Here is a 26,288-nt window from a genome sequence, read left to right as displayed (position 1 = left end):
CGTTGACGTGCGCATGAACGCGCTGACAGTCCAACAGGCCGTCCCTCTGCAAGCGATGACGCGAGGTCACACATGAGTACTTCTCAGCAGCACGGCAGAGCGCGGCGGCGACTGGCCGCCGCCACCGGAGCCGGCGCCCTGATCCTTACGGCCGGGCTGGTGCCGCAGCAGGCGGCGGCCGCAGACGGCGACAAGGTCCTCACCGTCGCAGTCGCACAGAGCGTCGACTCACTGAGCCCGTTCCTCGCCCAGCGGCTCCTGAGCACCAGCATCCACCGGCTGACGTACGAGTACCTCACCAACTACGACGCCGAGGACGCCCGTGCCGTCCCCGCCCTCGCCACCAAGTGGACGTCGTCGCCGGACAAGCTGACCTGGACCTACACGATCCGCTCCGACTCCTCGTGGTCGGACGGCGAGCGGGCCACGGCCGAGGACGCGGCCTGGACGTTCAACACGATGATGACCGACCCGGACGCGGCGACCGCCAACGGCAGCTTCGTCGCCAACTTCCGCAAGGTGACCGCCCCGAGCCCCACCGAACTGGTCATCGAGCTGAAGAAGCCGCAGGCCACGATGACGGCGCTGGACGTGCCGATCGTGCCGAAGCACGTCTGGGAGAAGGTCGACGACTACTCCGAGTTCAACAACGACAAGAACTTCCCCATCGTCGGAAACGGGCCATTCATCCTCACCGACTACAAGCCCGACAGCTATGTGCGGCTGAAGGCCAACAAGGACTTCTGGCGCGGGGCGCCCAAGTTCGACGAGCTGGTCTTCCGCTACTACAAGGACCAGGACGCGGCGGTCGCCGCCCTGCGCAAGGGCGAGGTCTCCTTCGTCTCCGGATCGCCGGCGCTCACGCCCGCCCAGGCGTCCTCGCTCAAGAGCGAGAAGAACATCAAGGTCAACGACGCCCCCGGCCGCCGCTTCTACGCCCTGGCCGTCAACCCCGGCGCCCGGGCGAAGAACGGGGAGACGTTCGGCGACGGCGACCCGTCCCTGAAGGACGAACGGGTGCGGCACGCCCTGTTCATGGCCGTCGACCGCAAGACCGTCGTCGACAAGGTCTTCCAGGGCTACGCCGTGCAGGGCGAGGGATACATACCGCCGCGCTTCGATTCCTACTTCTGGAAGCCGTCGGACGGCCAGGAACTCGCCTACGACCCCGCGAAGGCGGCCAGACTCCTCGACGAGGCCGGCTACAAGAAGAACGGTGACGGCAAACGCGTCGGCAAGGACGGCAAGCCGCTCGACTACCGGGTGCTGTGCCACGCCACCGACCCCAACGACAAGGCGATCGGCCAGTACCTCCAGGAGTGGTGGGGCGAGCTCGGCATCGGCGTCTCCCTGAACTGCGTGGACAACGTCACCGACCCCTGGCTGGCCGGCACCTACGACCTCGCGTTCGACGGCTGGTCCGTCAACCCCGACCCCGACTTCGTCATGTCGATCCACACCTGCGGGGCGCTGCCCGCCACCCCGAAGGACACGGGCGCCACCGACAACTTCATCTGCGACAAGCAGTACGACGAGCTGTACGCGAAGCAGCTCGCCGAGTACGACCCGGTCAAGCGCGCCGACCTCGTCAAGCAGATGCAGTCCCGGCTGTACGACCTCGGCTACATGAACGTCATGGCCTACCCGAACGCCGTCGAGGCCTACCGCACCGACCAGATCGCCTCGATCACCACGATGCCGAAGAAGGCGGGCAACATCTACGGGCAGGACGGCTACTGGAGCTGGTGGTCGGCCACCCCGGCGGACACGGGCGACTCCGGCGGCTCGGACTCGACGGGGGTCGTCGTCGGCATCGTCGCCGGTGTCGTCGTGCTCGTCGGCGCGGGCGCGTTCCTCGCGCTGCGGCGGCGGTCCACCGCAGAGGACCGCGAGTAGCCCATGACCGCCGAAGCACCCCTCACCGCGGCCGTCGAGGCCGCCGCGCCCGCGGTCCCCGGACCGCGGGCGCGCACCACCACGCGCTATCTGCGCTACGGCGCGGGCAAGGTGGCCGGCGCCGCCGTCTCCCTGTTCGCCGTGCTCGTCACCGGGTTCTTCCTGTTCCGGCTGATCCCCGGCGACCCGGTGAAGACCATGACCGGCGGGCGGCCCGTGTCGGCCGAGCAACTGGACTCCTACCGACGTGAGTTCGGTCTCGACCTGCCGCTGTGGCAGCAGTTCACCGAGTACTGCGGCAAGGCGCTCACCGGCGACCTCGGGACGTCGTACCAGTTCCACACACCCGTCGTCGACAAGATCTCCGAGGCGCTGCCCAACACGCTGATCCTCACCGGCACCGCGTTCGTCCTCTACACCCTGCTCGGCATCGTGCTGGGCACCCGCTCCGCCTGGCGGCACGGCGGGCTCGGCGACCGGCTGAACACCGGGCTGGCGCTGACCCTGTACTCCGTGCCGTCCTTCTGGCTGGGCCTGCTGCTGATCATCGTGTTCTCCGTCGGCATCGGCCCGGTCCCCGGTCTCTTCCCGACCGGCGGCATGGAGTCCGGCGGCGAGGAGGGCTTCGCCCACGTCCTCGACGTCGCCCACCACCTGGTCCTGCCCGTCGTCACGCTGGTCGCGGTCGAGTACGGCCAGACCCTGCTGGTCGCGCGGTCCGCGCTGCTGGACGAGATGGGCGGCGACTATCTGACGACCGCCCGCGCCAAGGGGCTCCGGGACGACCAGGTGCGCCGCCGGCACGCCGTGCCCAACGCGCTGCTGCCGACCGTCACCCTCGTCTTCGTCAATCTGGGCCGGACGGTCGCCGGCGTCATCCTGGTCGAGACGGTGTTCTCCTGGCCGGGGCTCGGCGGACTGTTCTACCAGGGGCTGAGCGTCCCCGACCTGCCGCTGGTGCAGGGCCTGTTCCTCTTCTTCGCCGGGACGGTGATCGTCATGAACACCCTGGCCGACCTCGTGTACCCGCTGCTCGACCCCCGGGTGGGCCGATGACGGCCGGGACCGGGGAGCCCGTGAAGGACGGCGCTCCCGAGGCGCCCGGTCCGCGGACGCTCGCCCGCCGCCGGCGCCGCGCGTCCGCCGCCCGCTTCTGGCGGGAGTACCGCACCCACCGGGCCGGACTGGTGGGGCTCGCCGCGCTCGCCCTGTTCGCGCTGGTCGCCCTGACCGCCCCGCTCACCGTCGGCTCCGACGTGTCCAGCGTGACCGGGGCGCCCGGACAGCCGCTGGAGACCCCCAGCGGTGAGTTCTGGCTGGGCACCGACCGGTTCGGGCGAGACCTGCTCGGCCTGGTGGTGTGGGGGTCGCGGGTGTCCCTGCTCGTGGGGCTGCTCGCGGCCGCCCTGTGCGTGGCGATCGGCACCCTGGTCGGGATCACGGCGGGCCACTTCAAGGGCGCCTACGCCACCGTGGTCATGCGGATCACCGACTGGTTCCTGGTGATGCCGACGCTGGTCCTCGCGATCGCGCTGGCCACCGTGATGTCCCGCTCGCTGGGCACGGTCGTGCTGGCGATCGGCGTGACGTCCTGGCCGACGACGGCCCGGCTGGTGCGGGCGCAGACCCTCGCCGTGGAGGCCCGGCCCTACATCGAGCGTGCCCGGGCGCTGGGCGGCGGGCACCGGCACATCATGGTGCGGCACGTCCTGCCCAACGTGATGCCGCTGGTGCTCGCCCAGACGACGCTGATGATCTCCTCCTCCATCCTCGCCGAGGCGACGCTCGCCTTCCTGGGGCTGGGCGACCCGACCGTCGTGTCCTGGGGCGGGCTGCTCCAGGACGCCCGGGAGGCGGGCTCGGTCAGCTCCGGGAACTGGTCGTACCTGGTGCCGCCCGGCCTCGCCATCGCGGGTGTCGCGCTGGCGTTCACGCTCTGTGGGCGCGCGGTGGAGTCCGTCCTCAACCCCAGGCTGGGGGTGGCCCGTTGACACTGCTCGAGGTCCGGAACCTGGAGGTGACCTACCCGGGCGGCGCGGCCGCCGTACGGGGGGTCGACCTGAGCCTGGAGGCCGGGCAGAAGCTCGGCATCGCCGGGGAGTCGGGGTGCGGCAAGTCGACGCTCGCGCTCGCCCTGCTGCGGCTGCTGCCCGCCGGCACCCGGGTCGGCGGCGAGGTCCTGCTGGACGGCGAGGACGTCCTCACCATGCGGTGGGGCCGGGTGCGCGCGGTGCGCTGGGCCGGGGCGTCGATCGTCTTCCAGGGCGCGATGCACTCGCTGAACGCCGTGCACCGCGTCGGGGACCAGATCGCCGAACCGATCCTGCTGCACCGCCGGGCGACCCCGGCCGCCGCCCGGCGGCGCACCGGCGAGCTCCTGGAACAGGTGGGGCTCCCGGGGGCGCGGGCCTCGGCGTACCCGCACGAACTGTCCGGCGGGCAGCGCCAGCGTGTCATGATCGCGATGGCGCTGGCCTGCGACCCCCGCCTGGTCGTCGCCGACGAGCCGACGACCGCGCTGGACGTGATGATCCAGGCGCAGATCCTGCGGCTCATCGAACGGCTCGTCGCCGAGCAGGAGCTCGGGCTCATCGCCATCAGCCACGACCTCGCCGTCCTCGCGGAGACCTGCGACCGGATGGCGGTGATGTACGCGGGCCGGGTGGTCGAGGAGGGACCGGCGCGCACGGTGTACGAGAACGCCGATCACCCCTACGCCCGGGCGCTGTCGGAGGCGTTCCCGAGGATCGGCGACCCCGCCTCCCGGTTCGCCCCGCGCGGCCTGCCGGGCGACCCGCCGGACCCGTCGGCGCTGCCCCCCGGGTGCGCCTTCCACCCCCGCTGCCCGGTCGCGCTGGACTCCTGCGCGGTCGACGACCCGGCGCTGCGCGTGTCGGGCACCGGGCGGCGGGCGGCGTGTGTGCACGTGGGCGCGGCCCAGGACGCGAGGAGCGGAACATGAGCCTGCTGAGCGCGCGAGAACTGCACGTCACCTTCCCCGGCCGGCACGGCGGCCCGCCCGCCCGCGCGGTGGACGGCGTCGAACTGGACATCGGGGCCGGGGAGATCGTCGCCCTGGTCGGCGAGTCGGGCTGCGGCAAGACGACCCTGGCCCGGGCCCTGCTCGGGCTCGTCCGGCCGACCCGGGGACGGGTCGTCTTCGACGGCAAGGAGGTACGGCCCGACGCGCGCGCCCTGAAGGCGTACCGGCGCCGCGCCCAGCTGGTCCTCCAGGACCCGACGGGCTCCCTCAACCCCCGGCACACCGTGTACGAGGCGGTGGCGGAGGGCCTGCGCATCCACGGGCACACCGGCGACGAGCGCACGGCGGTGGCCGAGGCGCTGTCCCGGGCCGGACTGCGGCCCCCCGAGCGGTTCTTCCTGCGCTACCCGCACGAGCTGTCCGGCGGGCAGCGCCAGCGCGTGGTCATCGCCGGCGCCCTGGTCCTCGCCCCCGAACTCCTCGTCGCCGACGAGCCGGTGGCCTCCCTGGACGCCTCCGTGCGCGGGGAGATCCTGGCACTGCTGCTGCGGCTGCGCGCCGAACTCGGGCTGTCCGCGCTGGTCGTGACGCACGACCTGGGCCTGGCGTGGAACATCGCGGACCGGGTGGCGGTGATGTACCTGGGCCGGATCGTGGAGACCGGGGACGTCGAGCAGGTCCTGACGGCACCACAGCACCCGTACACACGGGCGCTGCTGTCGGTCCTCCCGGAGGCACCGGGCACGCCGGTGATCCTCAGCGGCGAACCGCCGGACCCGTCACGGGTGCCGGCCGGCTGCCGCTTCCACGCGCGCTGCCCGGTGCTGGCGAGCGGCGAGGCGGACCGGGCCGGGGTGGCGGACGCCTGCCGCACCGAGGACCCGGAGATCCTCGACGGCGGGGCGCACGCCCAGGTGGCCTGTCACTGGGCACGGGCGGCCACGAGGGCCTGAGACGTACGAGGACCGGGGTGCGGGCGCCTGCTGCGGCGCTCGCACCCCGGTCCTCGTGGGTCGGCGTGGGACGGTGTCAGCTCTTGCCGACCGGCCCGTCGCTGTCGGAGGCGCCCTCCAGGGCCTTCAGGCCGGCGTCCAGGACGACGTCCTCGCCCCGGTCCGCGATGGTGGGGTCCTCCGGGTAGTGGCACGCGGTCAGGTGACCGGGCTTGCTGCCCTCGATGCGCAGCAGCGGCGGCTCCTCCGTGGCGCACTTCTCCGTCGCCTTCCAGCACCGGGTGCGGAACCGGCAGCCGGACGGCGGCTCGATCGGCGAGGGCACGTCACCGGCGAGGCGGATGCGCTCCCGCTTCGTGGCGTCGATGTCCGCGTCCGGGACGGCCGACAGCAGCGCGTGCGTGTACGGGTGCCGCGGGCCGTTGTAGATCGAGTCACGGTCGGCGATCTCGACGATCTTGCCGAGGTACATGACCGCGACGCGCTCCGAGAAGTGCCGGACGATCGCCAGGTCGTGGGCGATGAAGACGAACGCGATGCCCATCTCCCGCTGCACTTCCTGCAGCAGGTTCACCACCTGGGCCTGGATCGACACGTCGAGGGCCGAGACCGGCTCGTCGGCGACGATCAGCTTCGGCTCCAGCGCGATGGCCCGCGCGACGCCGATGCGCTGGCGCTGACCGCCGGAGAACTCGTGCGGGAAGCGGTTGTAGTGCTCCGGGTTGAGACCGACGATCTCCAGGAGCTCACGGACGCGCTTCTCGCGGCCGCCGGGAGGGTTGATCCCGTTGATCTCCATCGGGCCGGAGATGATCGTGCCGACCGTCTGCCGCGGGTTCAGCGACGCGTACGGGTCCTGGAAGATCATCTGGATCTCGGACCGGATCGGCGCCAGCTTGCGGCGATCGGCCCGGCTGATGTCCTGGCCCTTGTACTCGATGGTGCCCGCGGTCGGCTCGTAGAGCCGGGTCAGCAGCCGACCGGTGGTCGACTTGCCGCAGCCGGACTCACCGACGAGGCCGAGGCTCTCGCCCGGGTAGACCTCGAAGTCCACGCCGTCGACGGCCTTGACGTGGCCGACGGTGCGCCGGATCGGGAAGCCGCCCTTGATCGGGAAGTGCTTGGTCAGTCCGCTGACCTTCATCAGCGGTGCCTCGTCGCTGCCCCGCTGCTGCGGGACGGCGTCGGCGACCGCCGTGGTCGTGTTGTTCTTGTCGCTCATGGTGATGCCCCAGTCGCCGGTTTCCGCTCAGCCCAGCCGGGGCTGAATCGTGTCGATGAAGACCTGCTGCCGCTGCTCCCCCGTCAGGTGGCAGGCGGCGGCACGCCCGGCGGCGAGCGCCGGCCGCTCCCCCGCGCACAGCCCGCCCTGCACCTTGTCGGTGTGCGCGCACCGCGGGTGGAACGGGCAGCCCGACGGCGGGTTCAGCAGGGACGGCGGCGAGCCGGGGATCGGCAGCAGCGGCTCGTCGACGCTCGAGGACAGCCGCGGCATCGAGCCGAGCAGGCCCCAGGTGTACGGGTGCTGAGGCGCCTTCAGCACCTCGCGCACCGAGCCGCGCTCCACGGCCCGGCCGGCGTACATCACGAGGATGTCGTCCGCCATGTTGGCGACCACGCCGAGGTCGTGGGTGATCATGATGATCGCGGAGCCGAACTCCTGCTGCAGGTCCTTGAGCAGGTCGAGGATCTGCGCCTGCACGGTCACGTCGAGCGCGGTGGTCGGCTCGTCCGCGATGAGCAGGTCCGGGTCGCAGGCCAGCGCCATGGCGATCATGGCGCGCTGGCGCATACCGCCGGAGAACTGGTGCGGGTAGTCGTCCACGCGCTGCTGCGGGTGCGGAATGCCGACCTTCTCCAGCAGATCGATGGCACGCACCCGGGCGTCCCGCTTGGAGGCGCCGGTGTGCTTCATGAACGGCTCGGCGATCTGCCGGCCCACCGTGTAGTAGGGCGACAGGGCGGTCAGCGCGTCCTGGAAGATCATCGCCATCTTCTTGCCGCGCAGCGTCTCCAGCTTCTTCTCGCCGGCGTCGGTCAGTTCCTGGCCGTCCAGCGTGATGGAGCCGTCGATCGTCGTCGTCTTGCGGTTGTGCAGACCGAGGACGGCGAGGTTGGTCACGGACTTGCCGGAACCGGACTCGCCCACGATTCCGAGGGTCTTGCCGCGCTCGAGGTCGAAGGAGAGCCCGTCCACCGCCTTGACGATGCCGTCCTCGGTGGAGAAGTGGACCTTGAGGTCGCGCACCGAGAGAAAGGCGTCCCCCGAGGCGGGAGCAGCGGCCTCTTCGGGCTTGGTCTGAGTGGTCACGGTGGTTCTCCTAGGACAGGCGCACGCGCGGGTCGATGACGGCGTACAAGGCGTCCACGATCAGGTTGAAGACGATGATGAGCGCGGCGCTGACCAGCATGACGCCCATCAGCATGGGCAGGTCCTTGTTGGTCACGGAGTCGAGGGCGAGCCGGCCGAGTCCCGCCAGGCTGAACGTCAGCTCGGTCACCATGCCGCCCGAGAGCAGGGAGGACAGGTCGATGCCGAGGATGGTGACGATCGGGATGAGGGAGCCGCGCCACGCGTAGCGGAAGAACGTGTAGTTGGCCGACATGCCCTTGGCACGCGCGGCTCTGACGTGTTCCTCCTGGAGCTGCTCGATCATCGAGGAGCGGCTCATACGTGTGTAGTTGGCGGTGAAGATGGTCGCCATGACGACCCAGGGGATCAGCAGGCCCATGAACCAGCCGCCGATGTCCTCGGAGAAGGGCACGTACTTCGGCTTGTCGAGCCAGCCGGTGCTGTAGACGAGCGCGAGCAGGACCAGCGGGCCGAGGAAGTAGATCTGCAGGGAGCTGACGACCAGCGAGCCGGAGCTGAACAGCTTGTCGATCCAGGTGCCGCGGTTCTTGGCGGCCAGCAGGCCGGCGCCGAGGCCGAGGAAGAGGAAGACGATGAGGCTTCCGGCGGTCAGCGACAGCGTCAGCGGGAAGCGGTCGACGATCGTGTCCCAGACGTTCTGGTTGTTGGCGAAGGAGACGCCGAAGCAGGGGGCGGCACAGTGGCCGACGGCGAAGTCACGGCCGGCGAAGATGCCGACGAGGAACGTCCAGTACTGGACGGTGACCGGCTTGTCGAGGCCGAGGTTCTTGTGAATGATCGCCAGCGCGTCCGGAGTGCAGTTCTTTCCACAGGCCAGAGTGGCCGGGTCCTGCGGGATGGCGAAGAACATGAAGAACGTGAACGCACTGATCAACAGCAGAATCAGCGCCGCGCCGAATGTCCGGCGGATGAGGAATTGAAGCATGGCAGGCAGCTGCTCTCAGGACGGCGGCAATCGGAGAGGGGTCTGGCAGAGGGGTGGGGGACGGGTGGTGGGCGCTCCGCCGCGCGCCCACCACCGTCGCCCCGACCGTGCGGGTTACTTCTTCAGGAAGACGCGGGTGACGTCCACGTAGCTCGAGTCGGAGCTGTAGCGGATGCCGCCGATGTTCGAACCGAAGATCTGGAAGACCTTGGTGTAGTAGATCGGCGCGGCCGGGTTGACTTCCTTGGAGATGTACTCGTTCAGCTCGGCCCAGGCCTTGGTGGCCTCGGTCGTGTCAGTGATCTTCGCGATCCGCGCGATCTCCGAGTTGACCTTCGGGTCGTTGATGTGCGAGTAGTTCGACGCACCGTCCTGGATCGCGTTGCCGTCGTACAGCGGCGGGAAGACGGTGGACGCGGACGGCCAGTCCTGACCCCAACCGGTCATGTACAGGTCGTAGCCGTTCTTGACCTTGCCGACCTGCTCGTACCAGGTGGCGGAGTCGATCTCCTTCTTCTGGATGTCGAGACCGATCTTCTCCAGGGCGGTGGCGATCAGCACGGCCTGCTGCTGGCGGACCGGGGTGTTGCCGTAGGCGTAGACGAGCTTCTTGCCCTCGAAGCCGCCCTCCTTGATGAGCTTCTTCGCGGCCTCGATGTCACCGTTCGGCTTGCCCTTGCGGTTGAACGGGTCGAACGCCTCGTCGTAGCCCGGGGTGGTGGGCGACATCAGGGAGTTGGCGACCTCGCCGCCGTAGGCGCCACCGTCGGCCTTGAAGACCGAGGCGGAGGGCAGCGCGAGGGTGATGGCGTCGCGCAGCTTCTTGTCCTTGACGCGGTCAAGGTTGAAGTTGAGCTGCCACACGTACGGCGCGTAGCCCTGGATGGTGCGCTTCATCGCGGCCTTGTTGCCCACGACCTGCTGCAGCTGCGTGGTGGCGACCTGGCCGGTGAACATCATGGCGTTCTTGGCCCCGCCCTGGTCGGCGAGCAGCGTCTTGGTCTGGTCCTCGTCATCGTGGTTCATCTCGATGTCGAAGCCGTCGACGTACTGGTGGCGAACGGAGTCGGACTTGGGGTCCCACTTGTCGTTCTTGACCAGCTTCATGGACTTGCCGGGCTTGAAGTCGGCGATCTTGTACGGACCCAGGGCGACCGGGTCGTTGTCGTACTTCTCCTTGGTGTCCGTCTCCTCGGGCACGACGCTGTAACCGGGCATGGTCAGCATCTGCGGGAGGTCGACCTGGGCCTCCTTGAAGTGGAAGACGATCGTCTTGTCGTCCGGGGTGTCCAGGACGGTCTTCGGCAGGTGCTTGCCCTTGTCCGGACCCGGGTAGGCCTTGCGGTAGGTGGTGCCGGCACCCGACAGCGCCTGCTGCAGGTAGGTCGGGCCGTCCGTGATGTAGGACGCGTACAGGCGCTCGACCGTGTGGCGGATGTCCGCCGAGTTGATCGGGTTGCCGTTCTCGTCCTTCAGGTCGTCCTTGAGGGTGTAGGTCCAGGTCTTGCCGCCGTCCGAGACCTTGCCCGCGTCGGTGGCGAGGTCGCCCACGACGGTCAGGTTGCCCTGGTCGTCCTCGTCGTACTGGGTCAGGCCGCGGAAGATCAGACGGCTGAGCAGCTTGCCGTCGGAGACGTAGATCTGGCCCGGGTCCAGGTGGGAGAAGTCGGCCTCCTGGTACACGGTCGCCACGCCGCCGGGCTTGGCGCCCGGGACCTCGGGAGCCGGACCGGTCGACGCCTTCGCGTCACCGATCTGCACCGGCTTGGACTGCGCCTTGGCATCGTCCTTGGTCTTGCTGTTGTCCTTGCTGGAGCCACCGCCGCCCCCGCCGCAGGCGGTGAGGGTCAGGGCGCCCGCGGCGACCGCGACTATGGCGGCCGAAGCGGCGCGGTTACGGAAGATGCTCATGGAGACGATCCACCTGCCTGTGAGTAGTGAGCACTGCTGATACTGGGCCGGGACGGTGCCGTACGGCGCCGGGGGCCGACCGAGCGGGGTGTGGGGGGAGGGTGGGAGACAACCCGGGGAGGGTCAGCGTCCCGTCTTGGGGTCGAAGGCGTCCCGTACCGAGTCGCCCAGGAGGTTGAACGCCACGACGAAGATCACCATGGCGATGCCGGGGAAGAGCATGTAGTACGGGTCCTGCTCGACGATGTTGGCGCCGATGGCGAACATCCGACCCCAGTCCGGGGTGGGTTCGACGTATCCGACGCCCACGAAGGACAGGAACGCGATGCTGAGGATCGTGCTGGGCAGCGTCAGGGTGGCCTGCACCAGCGTGGGGGTCACGATGTTGGGCAGAAGCTCCTTGCGGATGATCCGCCAGGGCGAGGCACCGGAGATCCGGGCGGCCTCGATGAACTCGCGGTCGCGCAGCGACAGCGTGGCGCCGCGGACGATGCGCGCCATGCTCATCCAGCCCAGGAAGGACAGGACGATGATGATCGCGCAGGTCCGCACATAGGTGGGCGTCTCCTCGTCGGGGGCGACGAACACCGTGGTGATGACCGGCATCGCGGCGACGAAGAACAGCTGGCTCGGCAGCGCCATGAAGAAGTCGGTCACCCGGCCGAGCCAGTAGTCGATACGGCCGCCGAAGTAGCCGCCGACGAGTCCGAGCAGCACACCCAGGATCGTCATGATGATCGTCGCGGCGAGGGCGGTGGCCAGCGAGGTCCGGATGCCGTAGACCAGCTGCGTGAGGACGTCACGGCCGAGGCCCGGCTCGATGCCGAACCAGAACTCTCCGTCGATACCGCCGACGGGCTTCGCGGGCATGGTGAACATGTCCAGAAGCTCGGGCCTGTCCTGGCCGTACAGGGTGTACGGGTCCTTGCCGTAGACCATCGAGATCAGCGGCGCGGCTGCGGCGATCAGGAAGTAGAACAGGACGACGAAAGCGGACACCACGCCGGTCCGGTCGCGCTTGAACCGCGCCCACATCAACTGGCTGGGGCTGCGCCCCGCGAGCTTCTTCGGCTCCTCGGCCTTGCTCGGTGACGCGCTCTCTTTGTCCAAGGCGGAGGAGGTGTCAACACCCTCAAGCTCGATTGGACTCGTCATGATTCGTCCATTTCACAGGTTGGAGGTCACCGGGGAGGAACACTGGCCCGGCAGCCTTCGCACGGCGTACGTATCCGCAGCGCGCGAGGGGGAACAACGACGGAGGGGCGTCGGCCGCCCCTGGGGGAACCCTGGCTCGCGACCGGCTGGAGGCCGGCCAACGGAACGAGTCGTCAAGGAAGTTCGCGACGCCGCGTCGCGAACGCAACCACCGTGACGGCACTGAGCGCACCCGCGGGGCCTACACCTGCCATCGGGGACGACGCGACCCATATGGCGCTTGTGGCACCTCGCATGGGTTCCTCCTCATGAATCCGCTGGTTCACCGCAAAGAGAGGCACACGACACCTTCCGGTCCCATTCCGGTCCCGAAAGCCGCCAGGTGCCCCCCGCGCTCGAGAGTCGGCGCAGTCAGCGCGTGACCCGTTCAGACGAGCTCTACGCGCCTAACTATCTGCCATCGGCCACGCGACGAACCACAGTCTCGAGGTCTCGGTTCGATCACAGATAGGGGCCAGGTCTTCCAAAATCCGGACAAAGGGTTTGGCGAGAGATCACTACGAAACGGACTTGTTACACATCTATCGGAGCGAGGCGTCCGAATAGCGGACAGCCGTCTCGAAAATCGCTTGCCGCTCACCCGCCGAAAAGGGAGGGTGCCCGCGGGGCGTCGTGTCCTCCGCCACAGTCCGGCGGGACGGCCCGCACGGTCCGTCACCGGACCCGCGGTTACCGGCAGTCGCACCGCCGCCGCTTGCGGGCAGGATAGTGCGACCTGTCCCGTTCTCCGGCATCTCACCAGGGATTCAAGGGTTTTCCCTATGCCGTTCCCGTAGGCCTCTCACCGGCCCCGGACGCACGACGGCACCGGACACCCCCGGCAGGGGCCGTCCGGTGCCGTCAGAGCGTGCGTCAGCCGTGCTTGGCGCGGCTCGCGGCGCGGGCGCGCTCGCGGGCGTCCAGGTTCACCTTGCGGATGCGGACGGCCTCCGGAGTCACCTCGACGCACTCGTCGTCGCGGCAGAACTCCAGGGACTGCTCCAGCGACAGCTTGCGCGGCGGGACGATCGACTCGGCCACGTCGGCCGTGGACGACCGCATGTTGGTGAGCTTCTTCTCCTTGGTGATGTTGACGTCCATGTCGTCGGCGCGGGAGTTCTCGCCGACGATCATGCCCTCGTACACCTCGGTGCCGGGCTCGACGAAGAGCACGCCGCGCTCCTGGAGGTTCGTCATCGCGAACGCGGTGACGGCACCGGCGCGGTCGGCGACCAGGGAGCCGTTGTTGCGGGTCGTCAGCGTCCCGAACCAGGGCTCGTGGCCCTCGTGGATCGAGTGGGCGATACCCGTGCCGCGGGTCTGGGTCAGGAACTCGGTACGGAAGCCGATGAGACCGCGGGAGGGCACGACGAACTCCAGGCGCACCCAGCCGGAGCCGTGGTTGGACATGTTGTCCATACGGCCCTTGCGGACGCCCATCAGCTGCGTGACGGCGCCCATGTGCTCCTCGGGCACGTCGATGGTCATGCGCTCGACCGGCTCGTAGGTCTTGCCTTCGACCTCCTTGGTGACCACCTGCGGCTTGCCGATGGTCAGCTCGAAGCCCTCGCGGCGCATCTGCTCGACCAGGATGGCCAGCGCCAGCTCGCCGCGGCCCTGCACCTCCCAGGCGTCGGGGCGCTCGGTGTCCAGGACGCGGAGGCTGACGTTGCCGATCAGCTCGCGGTCGAGGCGGTCCTTGACCTGGCGGGCGGTGACCTTGCGGTCCTTGACGGCCGCCTTGGCGTCGGCGCCCTTGCCGGTGCCGCCCCGGCCGACCAGCGGCGAGGTGTTGGTACCGATGACCATGGAGATCGCGGGCTCGTCGACCGTGATGAGCGGCAGCGGCACCGGGTTCTCGGGGTCGGCCAGCGTCTCGCCGATCATGATGTCCGGGATACCGGCGACCGCGCAGATGTCACCCGGGCCCGCCTTCTCGGCCGGCTTGCGGGTGAGCGCCTCGGTCATCATCAGCTCGGAGATGCGCACGTTGGTGACGGAGCCGTCGCGCTTCATCCACGCGACGGTCTGCCCCTTCTTCAGCTCGCCCTGGTGGACGCGCAGCAGCGCGATACGGCCGAGGAAGTTGTCGGCGTCCAGGTTGGTGACGTGCGCCTGGAGGGGGGCTTCCTCGTCGTAGGTCGGGGCCGGGATGTGCTGGAGGATCGTCGAGAAGAACGGCTCCAGGCTGGTGGAGTCCTCCGGGACGGTGCCGTCGGCCGGCTTGGTCAGCGAGGCGATGCCGTCACGGCCGCAGGCGTAGACGATCGGGAACTCGATCTGCTCCTCGTCCGCGTCCAGGTCAAGGAATAGGTCGTAGGTCTCGTTGACGACCTCGTCGATCCGGGCGTCCGGGCGGTCGGTCTTGTTGATGCAGAGGATGATCGGCAGCCGGGCGTGGAGGGCCTTGCGCAGCACGAAGCGGGTCTGCGGGAGCGGGCCCTCGGAGGCGTCGACGAGCAGCACCACACCGTCGACCATCGACAGACCGCGCTCGACCTCGCCACCGAAGTCGGCGTGGCCGGGGGTGTCGATGATGTTGATCGTGATCGGGTCCCCGCCGTCCTTGGGGTGGTACTTCACCGCCGTGTTCTTGGCGAGGATCGTGATGCCCTTCTCACGCTCCAGGTCGTTCGAGTCCATCATGCGGTCGTCGACCGAGTCGAGCTGGTGGGCGGCGAAGGCACCGGCCTGCTTCAGCATGCCGTCGACGATGGTGGTCTTGCCGTGGTCGACGTGGGCGACGATGGCGACGTTGCGGATGTCGTGACGTGTTGCGGTCACAGCCATGTTGTGGCGTACTCCCGGAGTGTGAGGACGGCCCTGCTGCGTACGTCTGTGTTACGCGGGCCCTGCCGGGCGGAACATGCCACGGCCTTACCCCATCGTACGGGGCCGCGGCCACCGGGGCTTGGCGGGATGTGACGGCGCAGGTCAGCACCGCTTTGGGGAACGCGAAGGGCGCCGCTGGGGCCGGATCGGCCCGTGCGGCGCCCGTGAGCGGCTCCCGAGGAAGGGGACTACGAGGCGGAGGGGGCCGGCTGGCCCTTCGCGCCCTTCTTCAGGAAGCCCATGTCCTCGAAGACCGGGGCTGTGAACCCGAAGGCGCCCGCGTTGGCGAGGTCCGTGCGCGCGGCCGTCAGCTGGGGCCGCTGGTAGAGGGGGATCGAGCCGGCCGCGGCCCAGATGCGGGAGTCCGCCTTGCGGATCAGGGACCGGGACTCGGACTCGTCGAGCGTGCTGACCGCCTGCTCGAAGAGCTGGTCCACCTGGTCGGTGCCGACCCTCGTGTAGTTCTGCTCGACGTTCAGCGAGCCGTCGGCGGCCGGGACCGGCTTGGCGTAGATCGGCCGGGCGTCGGTCGCGGGGAAGGCGGAGCCGGGCCAGGAGTAGAGGGCGAGGTCGTACTGGCCGGACGCGATGTGGTCCTTGAAGTAGCTCTCGTCCGAGACCTTGGTGACCTCGGTGCGGATGCCGACCCGCTTCAGCATGAGGCCGATCCGGTCCGCCACCGTGCGCAGGGTCCCCGACCCCTCGCCGTCCGGCACGACGAAGCGCAGCGTCAGCGCCTTGCCGTCCTTGGCGAGCTGGCGGGTCGCGGCGCCCGCGGGAGCGGCCGTGCCCTGCGGGGCGTACGCCCCGGGCGCACCGCCGGACAGCTGCATGCCGCCGTACTGCTTGCCGTCCTGGGCGAGCGGGCGGCCGTCCTGCTCGTCGGCGCCCTTGTCGTCCTCGCCGACGATGTAGGTGTCGTCGTCGGATTTCTTGCCGGACTTGGACTCGCCGTCCTTCTCGCCGTCCTTCTTGGCCTTCTCCGTCTTCTCCCCGGAGTCCTTGTCCTTGTCCTTCTCCTTCTTCGCGGACCCGCCGGTCTTGTCGGCCTCGCTGCCGGCGGCCTTCTCGCCCTTCTTCTTCTCCTTCACCGGTCCGCCCGGCACCCAGCCGGCGTCCGCGAGGAGCGCCTGCGCCTCCGCGGTGTCCTGGCCGCCGATGGCCCCGCTGTTGTCGGCGTAGGCGGCCTGTCCGGACAGGGCGAGGTGGCTGCCGACCGGCTCGGCGGGCAGCCCGAGCGGCCGCAGGACCGTCTCGGCCAGCTTCTCCCGGTCCAGGGCGCGGGCCACGGCCCGGCGCACCCGCTCGTCGGCGAGCGGTCCGTCGCCGCCGCCGTTGAGCGCGAGCTGGGTGTAGGAGGGCTCGAGCGACTTGCGGATCTCGAAGCCGTGGAAACGCTCCTTGTCCTTGCGCTGCGCGGGCGTCAGCTTCTTCAGGTCGGGGCCCATCAGCGGGGTGCCGGAGGGGCTGGCCGAGGGGTTCTCGGGGCGCGGGGCGGCGATCGCGATACGCCGGGCGGCGGCCGGGTCGACGTCGGCGAGGTCGAGGCGCCCGGCGGCCAGCTCGGTGGCCCGCTCGTCGCGGGGCACGGCGCGCAGCACGATCTCGTTCAGCTTCGCGGGCTCGCCCCACCAGCGGGGGTTGCGGGTGAGCCGGATCTCGTCGCCCTTGCGGTCGATCTTCCGGACGGTGAACGGCCCGGCGCTGACCTTGAGCCTGGTCCGCGCCCCGTCGTTGAAGGAGTCCGGCGTGCCCATGACCTCCTTCGGATACAGCGGCGAGAACAGCGACCGCCAGTCCGCGTACGAGCGGGCGAAGGTGACCCGCACCTCCAGGTCGTTGTCGCCGCGCTCGATCTTCTGGATGCGGTCGTAGCCGGCGTTGCGGGCGGTCCAGTAGGCGCTGTCCTTGCCGGACAGGGCACGCCACTGGGCGGCGAAGTCGGCGGCGCCGATCTCCCGGCCGTCGCTCCAGACGGCCTGCTGGTTCAGCTTGTAGAGCACGACCTGCTTGGGCTCGGTCTCCACGACCTCGGCGGACTCCAGGTACGCCTCGTTGCGCTCGGGGCGCCCGCTCTCGTCGAGCCGGTACATCGAGGGCAGCGTGGCCTGGGCGATCCGGGAGGTGGTGGCGTCGGCGTCCGACTGGAAGGTGTTCAACGTCTCCGGCACGGAGTCGACCGCCCAGCGCAGGGTGCCGCCGTCGGCGATCCGCGCCCGAGCGGCCGGGGCGACGTCCTGACCGGCCAGCGGCTTGCCCGCCGGGTCCGGGTCGCTGCAGCCGGCGAGCACCGGCAACGCCAGCACCCCCGTGGTGAGGAAGGCGGCAGCGCGCATGACCGCGCCGCGGCCGGGCCTGGTTCCGACGCCGTCGTGGGACATCTGCGTACCTCCGGGGAGCGGCTCCCGCCGGTGACAATTAGTGCGTTCTGATCACGTTTGGCGGTATTTTGGTGCTGATCAGATCTACGGCACCCCACTGAAGAGGAAAGGGTTCGCCAGGCGCAGACGACACGGCGCCAGGGGCACGCAAGGCCACCCGTGCGGAGCACAGCGCCCCGCACACTCCTTCGATCCCCCGGCGCACACAGAGCGCGTGCGAGCGCGCGCCGACGGCGCGCAATCCGCCAATCGCTGCACACGACTTCACAGAGGCTGGTGTGACGCGCAACACTCGCAGGCGCATGAACGTTGCCACCCAGGGCCGCAGGGCCCACGGAAGTGAGGTCACGTCATGTCCGTGCACGACGACTTGATCGCCGTCCAGCGCTGCCTGGACGACCTGGCGCGGTCCGTGGGCCGCCTGGAGAAGCAGCTCGGCACGGCCGGGCTGGAGATGCGCCGCGTGCGCACCGACGCCAACCATCTGCGCGAGAGCGTCGCGCTGCTGCGGGAGGCCGCGGCGAGCCCGGCGGCCCCGCGCAGGCCGGAGCTCGTCACCATCCCCGACACGCCGTACGACGACTCGCTGTGGATCGACACGGACGACGAGGGTCTCGGCGCCCGGGACCGCCGCGCCCCCTGATCCGACCCCCTGACCCGACCGGAGTCATGCATTGGCCACTGGTACGGAACCCCATCTGAACAGCGGCGGCGTACGCACCGGTACCCGCGCCGCGATCGACGCCCCGCACCTGCGGGCCGACCGCTGGTGGCTGGCCCCCGCCGCCACCGCGGCCGGTCTGCTGGCGTTCATCGTGTACTCGACCTGGCGGGCCTTCGCGAACGCGGACTACTACGCGGCGCCGTACGTGTCCCCCTTCTACTCGCCCTGCCTCGCGGAGAACTGCGAGCCGATGCGCGGCGGGCCGAACTGGGAGCTCTTCGGGAGCTGGTGGGGGATCTCGCCGGCGATCATCATCCTGATCTTCCCGCTGGGCTTCCGGCTGACCTGCTACTACTACCGCAAGGCGTACTACCGGGGGTTCTGGATGTCGCCCCCCGCCTGCGCGGTCGCGGAACCGCACGCGAAGTACTCCGGTGAGACCCGCTTCCCGCTGATCCTGCAGAACGTCCACCGGTACTTCTTCTACGCGGCGCTGCTGGTCGCCGGCATCCTGACGTACGACACGGTGCTCGCCTTCCGCGACGAGACCTACGCCTGGGGCCACATGGGCCTCGGCACCCTCGTCTTCCTCGCCAACATCGCGCTGATCTGGGCGTACACCCTCTCCTGCCACTCCTGCCGGCACATCGTCGGCGGCAAGCTCAAGCACTTCTCCAAGCATCCCGTGCGCTACCGCATGTGGCAGTGGATCGGGAAGCTCAACGCCCGTCACATGCAGCTCGCCTGGGCGTCGCTGGTGAGCGTCGCGCTCGCCGACTTCTACGTCTATCTCGTCGCGTCCGGGGTCTTCGACGATCCGCGCTTCTTCTAGATTTGGTGGGGACTGAACACATGTCCGTGGTCGACCGGCAGGAGTGGGACGTCGTCGTGGTCGGTGCCGGGGGCGCCGGCCTCCGCGCGGCGATCGAGGCGCGGGAGCGGGGCGCCCGTACGGCCGTGATCTGCAAGTCGCTGTTCGGCAAGGCACACACCGTGATGGCCGAGGGCGGTATCGCGGCGGCCATGGCCAACGCCAACGAGCACGACAACTGGCAGGTGCACTTCCGCGACACCATGCGCGGCGGAAAGTTCCTCAACCAGTGGCGGATGGCCGAGCTGCACGCCCAGGAGGCCCCGCAGCGGGTGTGGGAGCTGGAGACCTGGGGCGCGCTCTTCGACCGTACGAAGGACGGCCGGATCTCGCAGCGCAACTTCGGCGGGCACGAGTACCCGCGCCTCGCGCACGTCGGCGACCGCACCGGCCTGGAGCTGATCCGCACCCTCCAGCAGAAGATCGTCTCGCTCCAGCAGGAGGACAAGAAGGAGACCGGGGACTACGAGTCGCGGCTGAAGGTCTATCAGGAGTGCACGGTCACCCGGATCCTGAAGGACGGCAGCCGCGTCTCCGGCGTCTTCGCCTACGAGCGGGAGACCGGCCGCTTCTTCGTCCTGGAGGCCCCGTCCGTGGTCATCGCGACCGGCGGCATCGGCAAGTCCTTCAAGGTGACGTCGAACTCGTGGGAGTACACCGGCGACGGGCACGCGCTGGCGCTGCTCGCCGGGGCGCCGCTGCTGAACATGGAGTTCGTGCAGTTCCACCCGACGGGGATGGTCTGGCCGCCGTCGGTGAAGGGCATCCTGGTCACCGAGTCGGTGCGCGGCGACGGCGGGGTGCTGCGCAACTCCGAGGGCAAGCGGTTCATGTTCGACTACGTCCCCGACGTCTTCAAGGAGAAGTACGCGGAGTCGGAGGAGGAGGGCGACCGCTGGTACGAGGACCCGGACAACAACCGGCGCCCTCCCGAGCTGCTCCCCCGCGACGAGGTCGCCCGCGCGATCAACGCCGAGGTGAAGGCGGGCCGGGGCTCCCCGCACGGCGGGGTCTTCCTGGACGTGTCCACGCGGATGCCCGCCGAGGTGATCCGGCGCCGGCTGCCGTCGATGTACCACCAGTTCAAGGAGCTGGCGGACGTCGACATCACCGCCGAGGCGATGGAGGTCGGGCCTACCTGCCACTACGTCATGGGCGGGATCGCGGTCGACTCGGACACGGCGGCGGCCCGCGGGGTGCCGGGGCTGTTCGCGGCCGGTGAGGTGGCCGGCGGGATGCACGGCTCCAACCGGCTGGGCGGCAACTCGCTCTCCGACCTGCTGGTCTTCGGGCGCCGGGCGGGCTGGCACGCCGCCGAGCACGCGGCCGCCCAGGCGTTCGAGCGCCCCGGAGTCGGCGACGTGCAGATCGACAACGCGGCGGCGGAGGCGCTGCGGCCCTTCTCGGCGGAGGGGCCGGCCGGGTCCGCGGACGCCGGGCGCCCGCCGGAGAACCCGTACACCCTGCACCAGGAACTGCAGCAGGCCATGAACGACCTGGTCGGCATCATCCGCCGCGAGGCCGAGATGGAGCAGGCGCTGGAGAAGCTGGCCGAGCTGCGGGTGCGGGCGCGGCGGGCCGGGGTCGAGGGGCACCGGCAGTTCAACCCGGGCTGGCACCTCGCGCTGGACCTGCGGAACATGCTGCTGGTCAGCGAGTGCGTGGCGCGGGCGGCGCTGGAGCGCACCGAGTCGCGCGGCGGCCACACCCGCGAGGACCATCCGGACATGGACCGCCGGTGGCGCAACATCAATCTGCTGTGCCGTCTCACCGACCCGACGGGCGGCCTCGCGGCCACCGACCCCGAGCGCGGCCAGATCGACCTCGTCCGGGAGACCACCGAACCCGTCCGACAGGACCTGCTCGCCCTCTTCGAGAAGGAGGAGCTGGTCAAGTACCTCGCCGAAGAGGAGCTCTACCAGTGAGCAGCTACGAGGCCCGCTTCAGGGTGTGGCGGGGGGACGTGCAAGGCGGCGCCCTGGAGGACTTCGCCGTCGAGGTGAACGACGGCGAGGTCGTCCTCGACATCATCCACCGCCTCCAGGCCACCCAGGCGCCCGACCTGGCCGTCCGCTGGAACTGCAAGGCGGGCAAGTGCGGCTCGTGCTCGGCCGAGATCAACGGGCGGCCGCGGCTGATGTGCATGACCCGGATGTCGGTGTTCACCCGCGAGGAGACGATCACCGTCACCCCGCTGCGGGCCTTCCCGGTCGTACGGGACCTGGTGACGGACGTCGGCTTCAACTACGACAAGGCCCGGCAGGTGCCCGCGTTCGTGCCGCCGGAGGGCGTGGCCCCCGGCGAGTACCGGATGATGCAGGAGGACGTGGACCGCTCGCAGGAGTTCCGCAAGTGCATCGAGTGCTTCCTGTGCCAGGACACCTGCCATGTGGTGCGCGACCACGAGGAGAACAAGCCGGCCTTCGCCGGGCCCCGCTTCCTGATGCGCGTCGCCGAGCTGGACATGCACCCGCTGGACGCGGCCGCCGAGAGCGGGCTGGACCGCAAGAGGACGGCGCAGGACGAGCACGGCCTCGGGTACTGCAACATCACCAAGTGCTGCACCGAGGTGTGCCCCGAGGGCATCAAGATCACGGACAACGCGCTCATCCCGCTGAAGGAACGGGCCGTGGACCGCAAGTACGACCCGCTGGTGTGGCTGGGCTCGAAGATCAGGAGGCGGTCCTCGTAGTGGGGGCGCGCCCGCACCTCCCCTGACGCATCCCGGTCGCGCGGGCGCATACCTGCTCATACGCTCCGGAATGTGACGTCATCCTTGATCCGGGGCCGGCCGCGGCGCTCCCGCGCGCACATATCCGCGCGCGTGGCGCACTCCCTGCTGGGCGCGCTGATCGGGGTGGCGTGGCTGGTACTGCCCGGCACGGCGGCCGGCGGCACGGTGGGCGGCGGGCCGCACCGGCCGGTGGCGGGCGCGCTCGGCCAGCGGGACGACCGGGGCACGCACACCGCCGATCTCGTGCTCCCCATGATCGCCGTGGTCGCGGCGGGGGCGCTGGCGAGCTTCGGGTTCTGGCGGCGCAGACGGCGGGCCACGGGGCGTACGACCCCCGGTGGGGCGCCGGTGCCGGGCGCGGAACCACCTGACGAGGAGCTGGACGAGCGGGCCCGGGACGCGCTGGTCCGCGCGGACGGGTGGGTGCGGGTCGGCCGTGAGGAGCTGGGGTTCGCCGAGGCCCGGTTCGAGGACGGGCCGCCGGAGGAGATCGAGGACGTCCGGCGGGCCCTGCGGGAGGCCGAGACCGAACTGGCGGCGGCCTTCCGCATCCGCTGGCGGTACGAGCACGGGGTCCCCGAGGAGGACGCGGCCCGCCGGCACGCGCTGGCGGGTGTCGTCGGGCGGTGCGAGGAGGCGGGGCGGCTGCTGGACGTGCGGGCCGCCGCCTTCGACACGCTGCGGCGCCTCGAGGAGGGACCGGGCGGCGGGCTGGGGGCCGCCCTGGCCGTCGCGGAGGGCCGGTTCCGGGGCCTGACCGCACGGACCGGGGACGCAGACGCGACCCTCCGCGACCTCGGCGAGCGCTACGCCGCCTCGGCGGCCTCCACGGTCGTGGGGAACGTCGAACAGGCCAAGGACCGCCTGGTGTTCGCGACCACCCGTCTGAACCTCGCCCGGCAGGCCGCCGACGCCGGGGACGTCGGGCGGGCGGCGAGCCGCCTGCGGGCCGCCGAGGGCGCCGTCGCCCAGGCCGGGATCCTCATCGACGGCGTCGAACGGCTGCGCCGGGACCTCGCGGCGGCCGCGGAGCTGGTACCGGCCGCGCTGACCGGCGCGGAGGCGGAGATCGCCGGCGCCCGACGGGCCCTCGCCGGGGAGACCGCCGCCCACCCGGACGTCACGCCGGGCGAGCTGCGCGCCCGCGCGGGCCACGCCGACGTCGTCCTGGCGGGCGTACGGCAGGAGCTGGCCTCGGGACGGCCGTACGACCCGCTGGGGTTGCTGCGGCGGATCGTGCGGGCCGTGGCACCCCTGGCCGCCGGGCGTGCCGGGGTGCTCCCGGCCGCCGCCGCCCTCTGCGCGCGGGCGGCCGTCGCGGGGGCGGACGACGTCGTGGCGACGCACGGGGCGGTGGTGGGGTGCGCGGCCCGCACCCGCCTGGCGGAGGCCCGCCGCTGCGAGCGCGTGGAGGACCTGGCCGACCTGGTGACGGCCGACGCGCTGGCCGAGGAGGCCCGCGACCTGGCCGACGAGGACATCCGCCTCCACGGCCACCCACCCGAGCCGACCCCCGACCTGACGGCCGCGGCCGTCGGCGCCCTGCACCCCACACCAGGGAGCTACGGCGGCCCCCGGACCTCCGGCCGACGCCGCGAGGTGGACGAGCAGGGGTGACCGGGGCGTGGCTCGGGACGGCTACTCCCGAGCGGGGCGTCCGGCGCCATCTCGACCCCGGCGCCCCGAACCGGGCGGGCCGGAGTGGAGGGGGCCAGGGTCAGAAGAGGCTCAGGAGGGCCTCGGCCGGGTCGGTCAGGGTGGTTTCGCCGTCGGGGAGCGGGAGTTCGAACCAGACCGTCTTGCCGCGCGGTGTACGGCGGGAGCCCCAGGCCGCGCTGAGCAGGCCGACCAGCTGGAGACCGCGGCCGCCCTCGTCCGTGTCGCGGGCGCGGCGGCGGCGCGGCTGGACCAGGCCGGCGTCCCAGACCTCGCACACCAGCGTGCGGTCCAGGAGCAGGCGGAGCCGGATCTCGCCCTCGCCGTAGCGCAGCGCGTTGGTGACCAGTTCGCTGACGAGGAGTTCGGTGGTGTCGACCAGCGCCTCCAGGTCCCACGACTGCAGCCGGGCGCGGGCGTACTCGCGGGCGCGCCCCACGCTGCGCGGCTCGCGCGGCAGCGTCCAGTCGCCGACCGAGTCGGCGGGCAGCCCCTGCACACGGGCCATCAGCAGCGCGATGTCGTCCTCGCCGTGATGGGTGTCGAGGGTGTTGAGGACGTGGTCGCACACGTCCTCCAGCGGCCTCGACGGGTCGGTGAGCGCGCCCACGAACGCCTGGAGCCCCTCGTCCAGGGGATGGTCGCGCGACTCGACCAGTCCATCCGTGTAGAGCGCCAGCAGGGCGCCCTCGGGCAGTTCGACCTCCACCTCCTCGAACGGCTCGCCGCCGACGCCGAGCGGCATCCCCGGCGGCACGTCCAGCATCAGCGCGTCCTCGCCGGGCTCGACGAGGACCGGCGGCAGATGCCCGGCGTTGGCGAAGGTGCAGCGCCGGGTCACCGAGTCGTAGACGGCGTACACGCAGGTGGCGAGGTACACCTCGGACAGGTCCGCCTCGCGGGGCCGGCGCGCCGCGCGGGTGGCCTGCTGCACCCCGCCGGGGGCGCCGAGCCCGCGCGCGATCTCGTCGAGCGCGGACAGCACCTCGGCCGGTTCGAGGTCCAGCAGTGCCAGCGTCCGTACGGCGGAGCGCAGTTCGCCCATCGCGACGGCGGCGCGCAGCCCGCGCCCCATCACGTCGCCGACGACCAGCGCGGTGCGGTGGCCGGGCAGTTCGATGACGTCGAACCAGTCGCCGCCCACCTCGCTGTGCCGGTCGGAGGAGGCGTTGCCGGGCAGATAGCGGCAGGCGATGTCGAGTCCGGCGGCGACCGGGTCGCCGGGCGGCAGCAGCGACCGCTGCAGTATCAGGGCGCGTTCGTGCTCGCGCCGGTACAGGCGGGCGTTGTCGATGCAGACCGCCGCGCGGGCCGCGAGTTCCACGGCGAGTTCGCGGTCGCGGTCCCCGAACGGCTCGCTGCCCTTCGTCCGGGCGAACTGGGCGAGTCCGACGACGGTGTCGTGGGCGACCATCGGCACGGCGAGCGTGGACTGCACGAGCCCGCCCTCCTCGCCGGGCACGTGCTGTACGCGGGCCGTGCGCAGGGCGTCCGCGCAGGGCGAGTTGAACGGGTAGTGGTGCACGCCGCCGACGGCGACCTCGGCGCCGCCGCCCACGAAGGGCGCGTCGGAGACGGCGCTGGAGAAGGCGACCCGGCGCAGTTCCGCGCTGCCGTCGGCGAGTCCGGGCGGCGTCTCGTCACCGGCCAGCAGCCCCTGGTAGAGGTCGACGGTGGCGAGGTCGCAGAAGCCGGGCACCACGACGTCGAGGAGTTCGCGGGCCGTGGTCTCCAGGTCGAGGGAGTTGCCGATGCGGGCGCCGGCGTCGTTCAGCAGGGCGAGGTTGCGCCGGGCGGCGGCCGCCTCGCGGGCGGCGGCGCGCCGGGCGGTGATGTCGATGCCCAGCCAGGCGATGCCGATGGGACGGCCGCTGCCGCTGTGCACCCGGTAGAGGTTGACGGACCAGTGGCGGCGCTCGTCGGAGCCCGGCAGGAAGCCGGTGACGTGCATGTCGGTGATGGAGTCGCCGCTCTCCAGGACGCGGCGCAGGGTGGCCGCGACCCGCTCGGCCTCGGGCCGGGCGAGGTAGTCGTGGACGCCCCGGCCACGGTGGTCGTCGGGGGCGCCGCCGAACAGGGAGGCGAAGCGCTGGTTGGCGCGGCGCACCCGCAGATCGGTGTCGATCAGCAGGAACCCGAAGGGAGATTGACCGAAAATGGCCTGCGAGGCGGCGAGGTCGGTCTCCATCCGGCGCAGGGTCCGGACGTCGACGACGATGCAGACGGCGGCCTTCTCCCCCTCCTCGGTCCGCGTCGGCATGACGTACACCTCGGCGAGGCCGTCCCTGCCCCGGCCGCCGTCCTCGGCGCCGTCCGGCACCCGGAAGGGGACCACGCCGGTCCACTCGCGCCCGTCCAGGATCTCGGCCATCTTCCGCTGGCCCTGCGCGCGCAGGTCGGGGTCGATGAACGCCTCGATGGGGTCCATGCCGACCGCGCGCTCGGCGGGGATGCCGAAGACCTGCTCGGCGCGCAGACTCCACTGGTCGACCAGGCCGTCGGGGCCGATGGAGAAGGACGCGACCTTGATGTAGTCGTAGATCGAACCGGGCGGCTTGCTCTGCCACAGCGGCTCGCCCGGGCGCGGCTCCTCGGAGCCGAACGCGGTCGTGTCCGGGTCCTGCGGGCCGTGGGGTGCGCGGGCGTCCGGTGCACCGGCCGGGGCGGCCTCGGCGGAGACGGGTGTGCCGTGGGAGGCGGGTGTGCCGTGTGAGGCGGGTGTGCCGTGGGAGGCGCGAGCGTCGGAGAGATCCCCGGCGGCCCTCGCCCCGCCCTTGTTCGACGGGTCCTCGGACTCCGTCGCCTTCGCTGGTATCTCGCTCACGCGAACCGTCCCCTCCAGCTCACCGCGTCCGGCACCGGTCACCGGCGGCGGCTGCCCGCAGTATCCAGCACTACGGCCCCGCACAACACG

General features: G+C 70.9%; 18 protein-coding genes. 10 read left to right on the top strand and 8 right to left on the bottom strand.

Features of this window, described 5'->3' with window-relative positions; genetic code table 11:
* The first annotated feature begins 72 nt into the window (after positions 1–72).
* Genes ADL34_RS29375 through ADL34_RS29355 form a run of 5 tightly spaced genes read left to right on the top strand, consistent with a single transcriptional unit; the run spans position 73 to position 5,832 of the window.
* Positions 73–1,896: an ABC transporter substrate-binding protein gene (locus ADL34_RS29375; protein ID WP_062668670.1), complete on the top strand. Its 1,824-nt coding sequence runs from the start codon at positions 73–75 to the stop codon at positions 1,894–1,896.
* Positions 1,897–1,899: 3 nt separating this feature from the next.
* Positions 1,900–2,952, top strand: a complete 1,053-nt coding sequence (locus tag ADL34_RS29370; RefSeq protein WP_062668669.1) for an ABC transporter permease — start codon at positions 1,900–1,902, stop codon at positions 2,950–2,952.
* Entirely contained in the window at positions 2,949–3,887 is a 939-nt protein-coding gene (locus ADL34_RS29365) for an ABC transporter permease (protein WP_062668668.1), read from the top strand. The genes ADL34_RS29370 and ADL34_RS29365 overlap by 4 nt, the downstream gene beginning before the upstream one ends.
* The gene (locus ADL34_RS29360) at positions 3,884–4,858 is read left to right on the top strand and encodes an ABC transporter ATP-binding protein (RefSeq protein WP_062668667.1); all 975 of its coding nucleotides are present in this window, start codon (positions 3,884–3,886) and stop codon (positions 4,856–4,858) included. The genes ADL34_RS29365 and ADL34_RS29360 overlap by 4 nt, the downstream gene beginning before the upstream one ends.
* Positions 4,855–5,832 (top strand): ABC transporter ATP-binding protein, encoded by a 978-nt coding sequence (locus ADL34_RS29355; RefSeq protein ID WP_079034195.1) that lies wholly within the window; start codon positions 4,855–4,857, stop codon positions 5,830–5,832. Before ADL34_RS29360 ends, ADL34_RS29355 begins: the two co-directional genes overlap by 4 nt.
* Before the next feature lie 76 nt (positions 5,833–5,908).
* Here the strand turns inward: ADL34_RS29355 and ADL34_RS29350 are convergent, their stop codons facing one another.
* The 7 genes from ADL34_RS29350 to ADL34_RS29320 all read right to left on the bottom strand — a co-directional run bounded on the left by ADL34_RS29350 (position 5,909) and on the right by ADL34_RS29320 (position 17,449).
* Positions 5,909–7,054 carry an ABC transporter ATP-binding protein gene (locus ADL34_RS29350; RefSeq protein WP_062668665.1) on the bottom strand — a complete coding sequence of 382 codons (1,146 nt, stop codon included), beginning with the start codon at positions 7,052–7,054 and terminating at the stop codon, positions 5,909–5,911.
* A gap of 27 nt (positions 7,055–7,081) precedes the next feature.
* Entirely contained in the window at positions 7,082–8,143 is a 1,062-nt protein-coding gene (locus ADL34_RS29345) for an ABC transporter ATP-binding protein (RefSeq protein WP_062668664.1), read from the bottom strand.
* 10 nt (positions 8,144–8,153) lie between these two features.
* Entirely contained in the window at positions 8,154–9,131 is a 978-nt protein-coding gene (locus ADL34_RS29340; protein ID WP_062668663.1) for an ABC transporter permease, read from the bottom strand.
* Between the two features lie 114 nt (positions 9,132–9,245).
* The gene (locus ADL34_RS29335; protein WP_062668662.1) at positions 9,246–11,042 is read right to left on the bottom strand and encodes an ABC transporter substrate-binding protein; all 1,797 of its coding nucleotides are present in this window, start codon (positions 11,040–11,042) and stop codon (positions 9,246–9,248) included.
* 123 nt (positions 11,043–11,165) lie between these two features.
* Entirely contained in the window at positions 11,166–12,197 is a 1,032-nt protein-coding gene (locus ADL34_RS29330; protein ID WP_062668661.1) for an ABC transporter permease, read from the bottom strand.
* A gap of 912 nt (positions 12,198–13,109) precedes the next feature.
* Entirely contained in the window at positions 13,110–15,026 is a 1,917-nt protein-coding gene (gene typA, locus ADL34_RS29325; RefSeq protein ID WP_062668660.1) for a translational GTPase TypA, read from the bottom strand.
* A gap of 230 nt (positions 15,027–15,256) precedes the next feature.
* The gene (locus tag ADL34_RS29320; RefSeq protein ID WP_062668659.1) at positions 15,257–17,449 is read right to left on the bottom strand and encodes an ABC transporter family substrate-binding protein; all 2,193 of its coding nucleotides are present in this window, start codon (positions 17,447–17,449) and stop codon (positions 15,257–15,259) included.
* Positions 17,450–17,801: 352 nt separating this feature from the next.
* On the opposite strand from ADL34_RS29320, the gene ADL34_RS29315 reads away from it, so the two are divergent.
* The 5 genes from ADL34_RS29315 (at position 17,802) to ADL34_RS29295 (ending at position 23,335) form a co-directional block, all read left to right on the top strand.
* The gene (locus ADL34_RS29315; protein ID WP_062668658.1) at positions 17,802–18,092 is read left to right on the top strand and encodes a hypothetical protein; all 291 of its coding nucleotides are present in this window, start codon (positions 17,802–17,804) and stop codon (positions 18,090–18,092) included.
* 31 nt (positions 18,093–18,123) lie between these two features.
* Positions 18,124–18,945, top strand: coding sequence for a hypothetical protein (locus ADL34_RS29310; protein WP_062668657.1), 822 nt, complete (start codon positions 18,124–18,126; stop codon positions 18,943–18,945).
* A 20-nt stretch (positions 18,946–18,965) separates the two neighbouring features.
* Entirely contained in the window at positions 18,966–20,909 is a 1,944-nt protein-coding gene (locus tag ADL34_RS29305) for a fumarate reductase/succinate dehydrogenase flavoprotein subunit (RefSeq protein WP_062668656.1), read from the top strand.
* A complete protein-coding gene (locus ADL34_RS29300) occupies positions 20,906–21,676 on the top strand; it encodes a succinate dehydrogenase/fumarate reductase iron-sulfur subunit (RefSeq protein ID WP_062668655.1) in 771 nt (256 codons plus the stop codon). The genes ADL34_RS29305 and ADL34_RS29300 overlap by 4 nt, the downstream gene beginning before the upstream one ends.
* Positions 21,677–21,748: 72 nt before the next feature.
* Positions 21,749–23,335 (top strand): hypothetical protein, encoded by a 1,587-nt coding sequence (locus ADL34_RS29295; RefSeq protein WP_234375131.1) that lies wholly within the window; start codon positions 21,749–21,751, stop codon positions 23,333–23,335.
* Positions 23,336–23,435: 100 nt separating this feature from the next.
* Here ADL34_RS29295 and ADL34_RS29290 read toward each other — a convergent pair whose 3' ends face one another.
* Positions 23,436–26,198, bottom strand: coding sequence for a SpoIIE family protein phosphatase (locus ADL34_RS29290; protein WP_062668653.1), 2,763 nt, complete (start codon positions 26,196–26,198; stop codon positions 23,436–23,438).
* Between the last annotated feature and the right edge of the window lie 90 nt (positions 26,199–26,288).

It is taken from the genome of Streptomyces sp. NRRL WC-3605 (assembly GCF_001509795.1).
Lineage (GTDB): Bacteria > Actinomycetota > Actinomycetes > Streptomycetales > Streptomycetaceae > Streptomyces > Streptomyces viridochromogenes.
This window is presented reverse-complemented; position numbering and strand designations above follow the sequence as displayed.

What these genes read in the sequence shown, in the direction of transcription:
- ADL34_RS29320 (WP_062668659.1), bottom strand. Translation starts at nt 17,449, where the DNA reads ATGTCCCACGACGGCGTCGGAACCAGGCCCGGCCGCGGCGCGGTCATG.
- ADL34_RS29335 (WP_062668662.1), bottom strand. Translation starts at nt 11,042, where the DNA reads ATGAGCATCTTCCGTAACCGCGCCGCTTCGGCCGCCATAGTCGCGGTC.
- ADL34_RS29315 (WP_062668658.1), top strand. Translation starts at nt 17,802, where the DNA reads ATGTCCGTGCACGACGACTTGATCGCCGTCCAGCGCTGCCTGGACGAC.
- ADL34_RS29340 (WP_062668663.1), bottom strand. Translation starts at nt 9,131, where the DNA reads ATGCTTCAATTCCTCATCCGCCGGACATTCGGCGCGGCGCTGATTCTG.
- ADL34_RS29350 (WP_062668665.1), bottom strand. Translation starts at nt 7,054, where the DNA reads ATGAGCGACAAGAACAACACGACCACGGCGGTCGCCGACGCCGTCCCG.
- ADL34_RS29375 (WP_062668670.1), top strand. Translation starts at nt 73, where the DNA reads ATGAGTACTTCTCAGCAGCACGGCAGAGCGCGGCGGCGACTGGCCGCC.
- ADL34_RS29365 (WP_062668668.1), top strand. Translation starts at nt 2,949, where the DNA reads ATGACGGCCGGGACCGGGGAGCCCGTGAAGGACGGCGCTCCCGAGGCG.
- ADL34_RS29355 (WP_079034195.1), top strand. Translation starts at nt 4,855, where the DNA reads ATGAGCCTGCTGAGCGCGCGAGAACTGCACGTCACCTTCCCCGGCCGG.
- ADL34_RS29370 (WP_062668669.1), top strand. Translation starts at nt 1,900, where the DNA reads ATGACCGCCGAAGCACCCCTCACCGCGGCCGTCGAGGCCGCCGCGCCC.
- ADL34_RS29305 (WP_062668656.1), top strand. Translation starts at nt 18,966, where the DNA reads ATGTCCGTGGTCGACCGGCAGGAGTGGGACGTCGTCGTGGTCGGTGCC.
- ADL34_RS29330 (WP_062668661.1), bottom strand. Translation starts at nt 12,197, where the DNA reads ATGACGAGTCCAATCGAGCTTGAGGGTGTTGACACCTCCTCCGCCTTG.
- typA (WP_062668660.1), bottom strand. Translation starts at nt 15,026, where the DNA reads ATGGCTGTGACCGCAACACGTCACGACATCCGCAACGTCGCCATCGTC.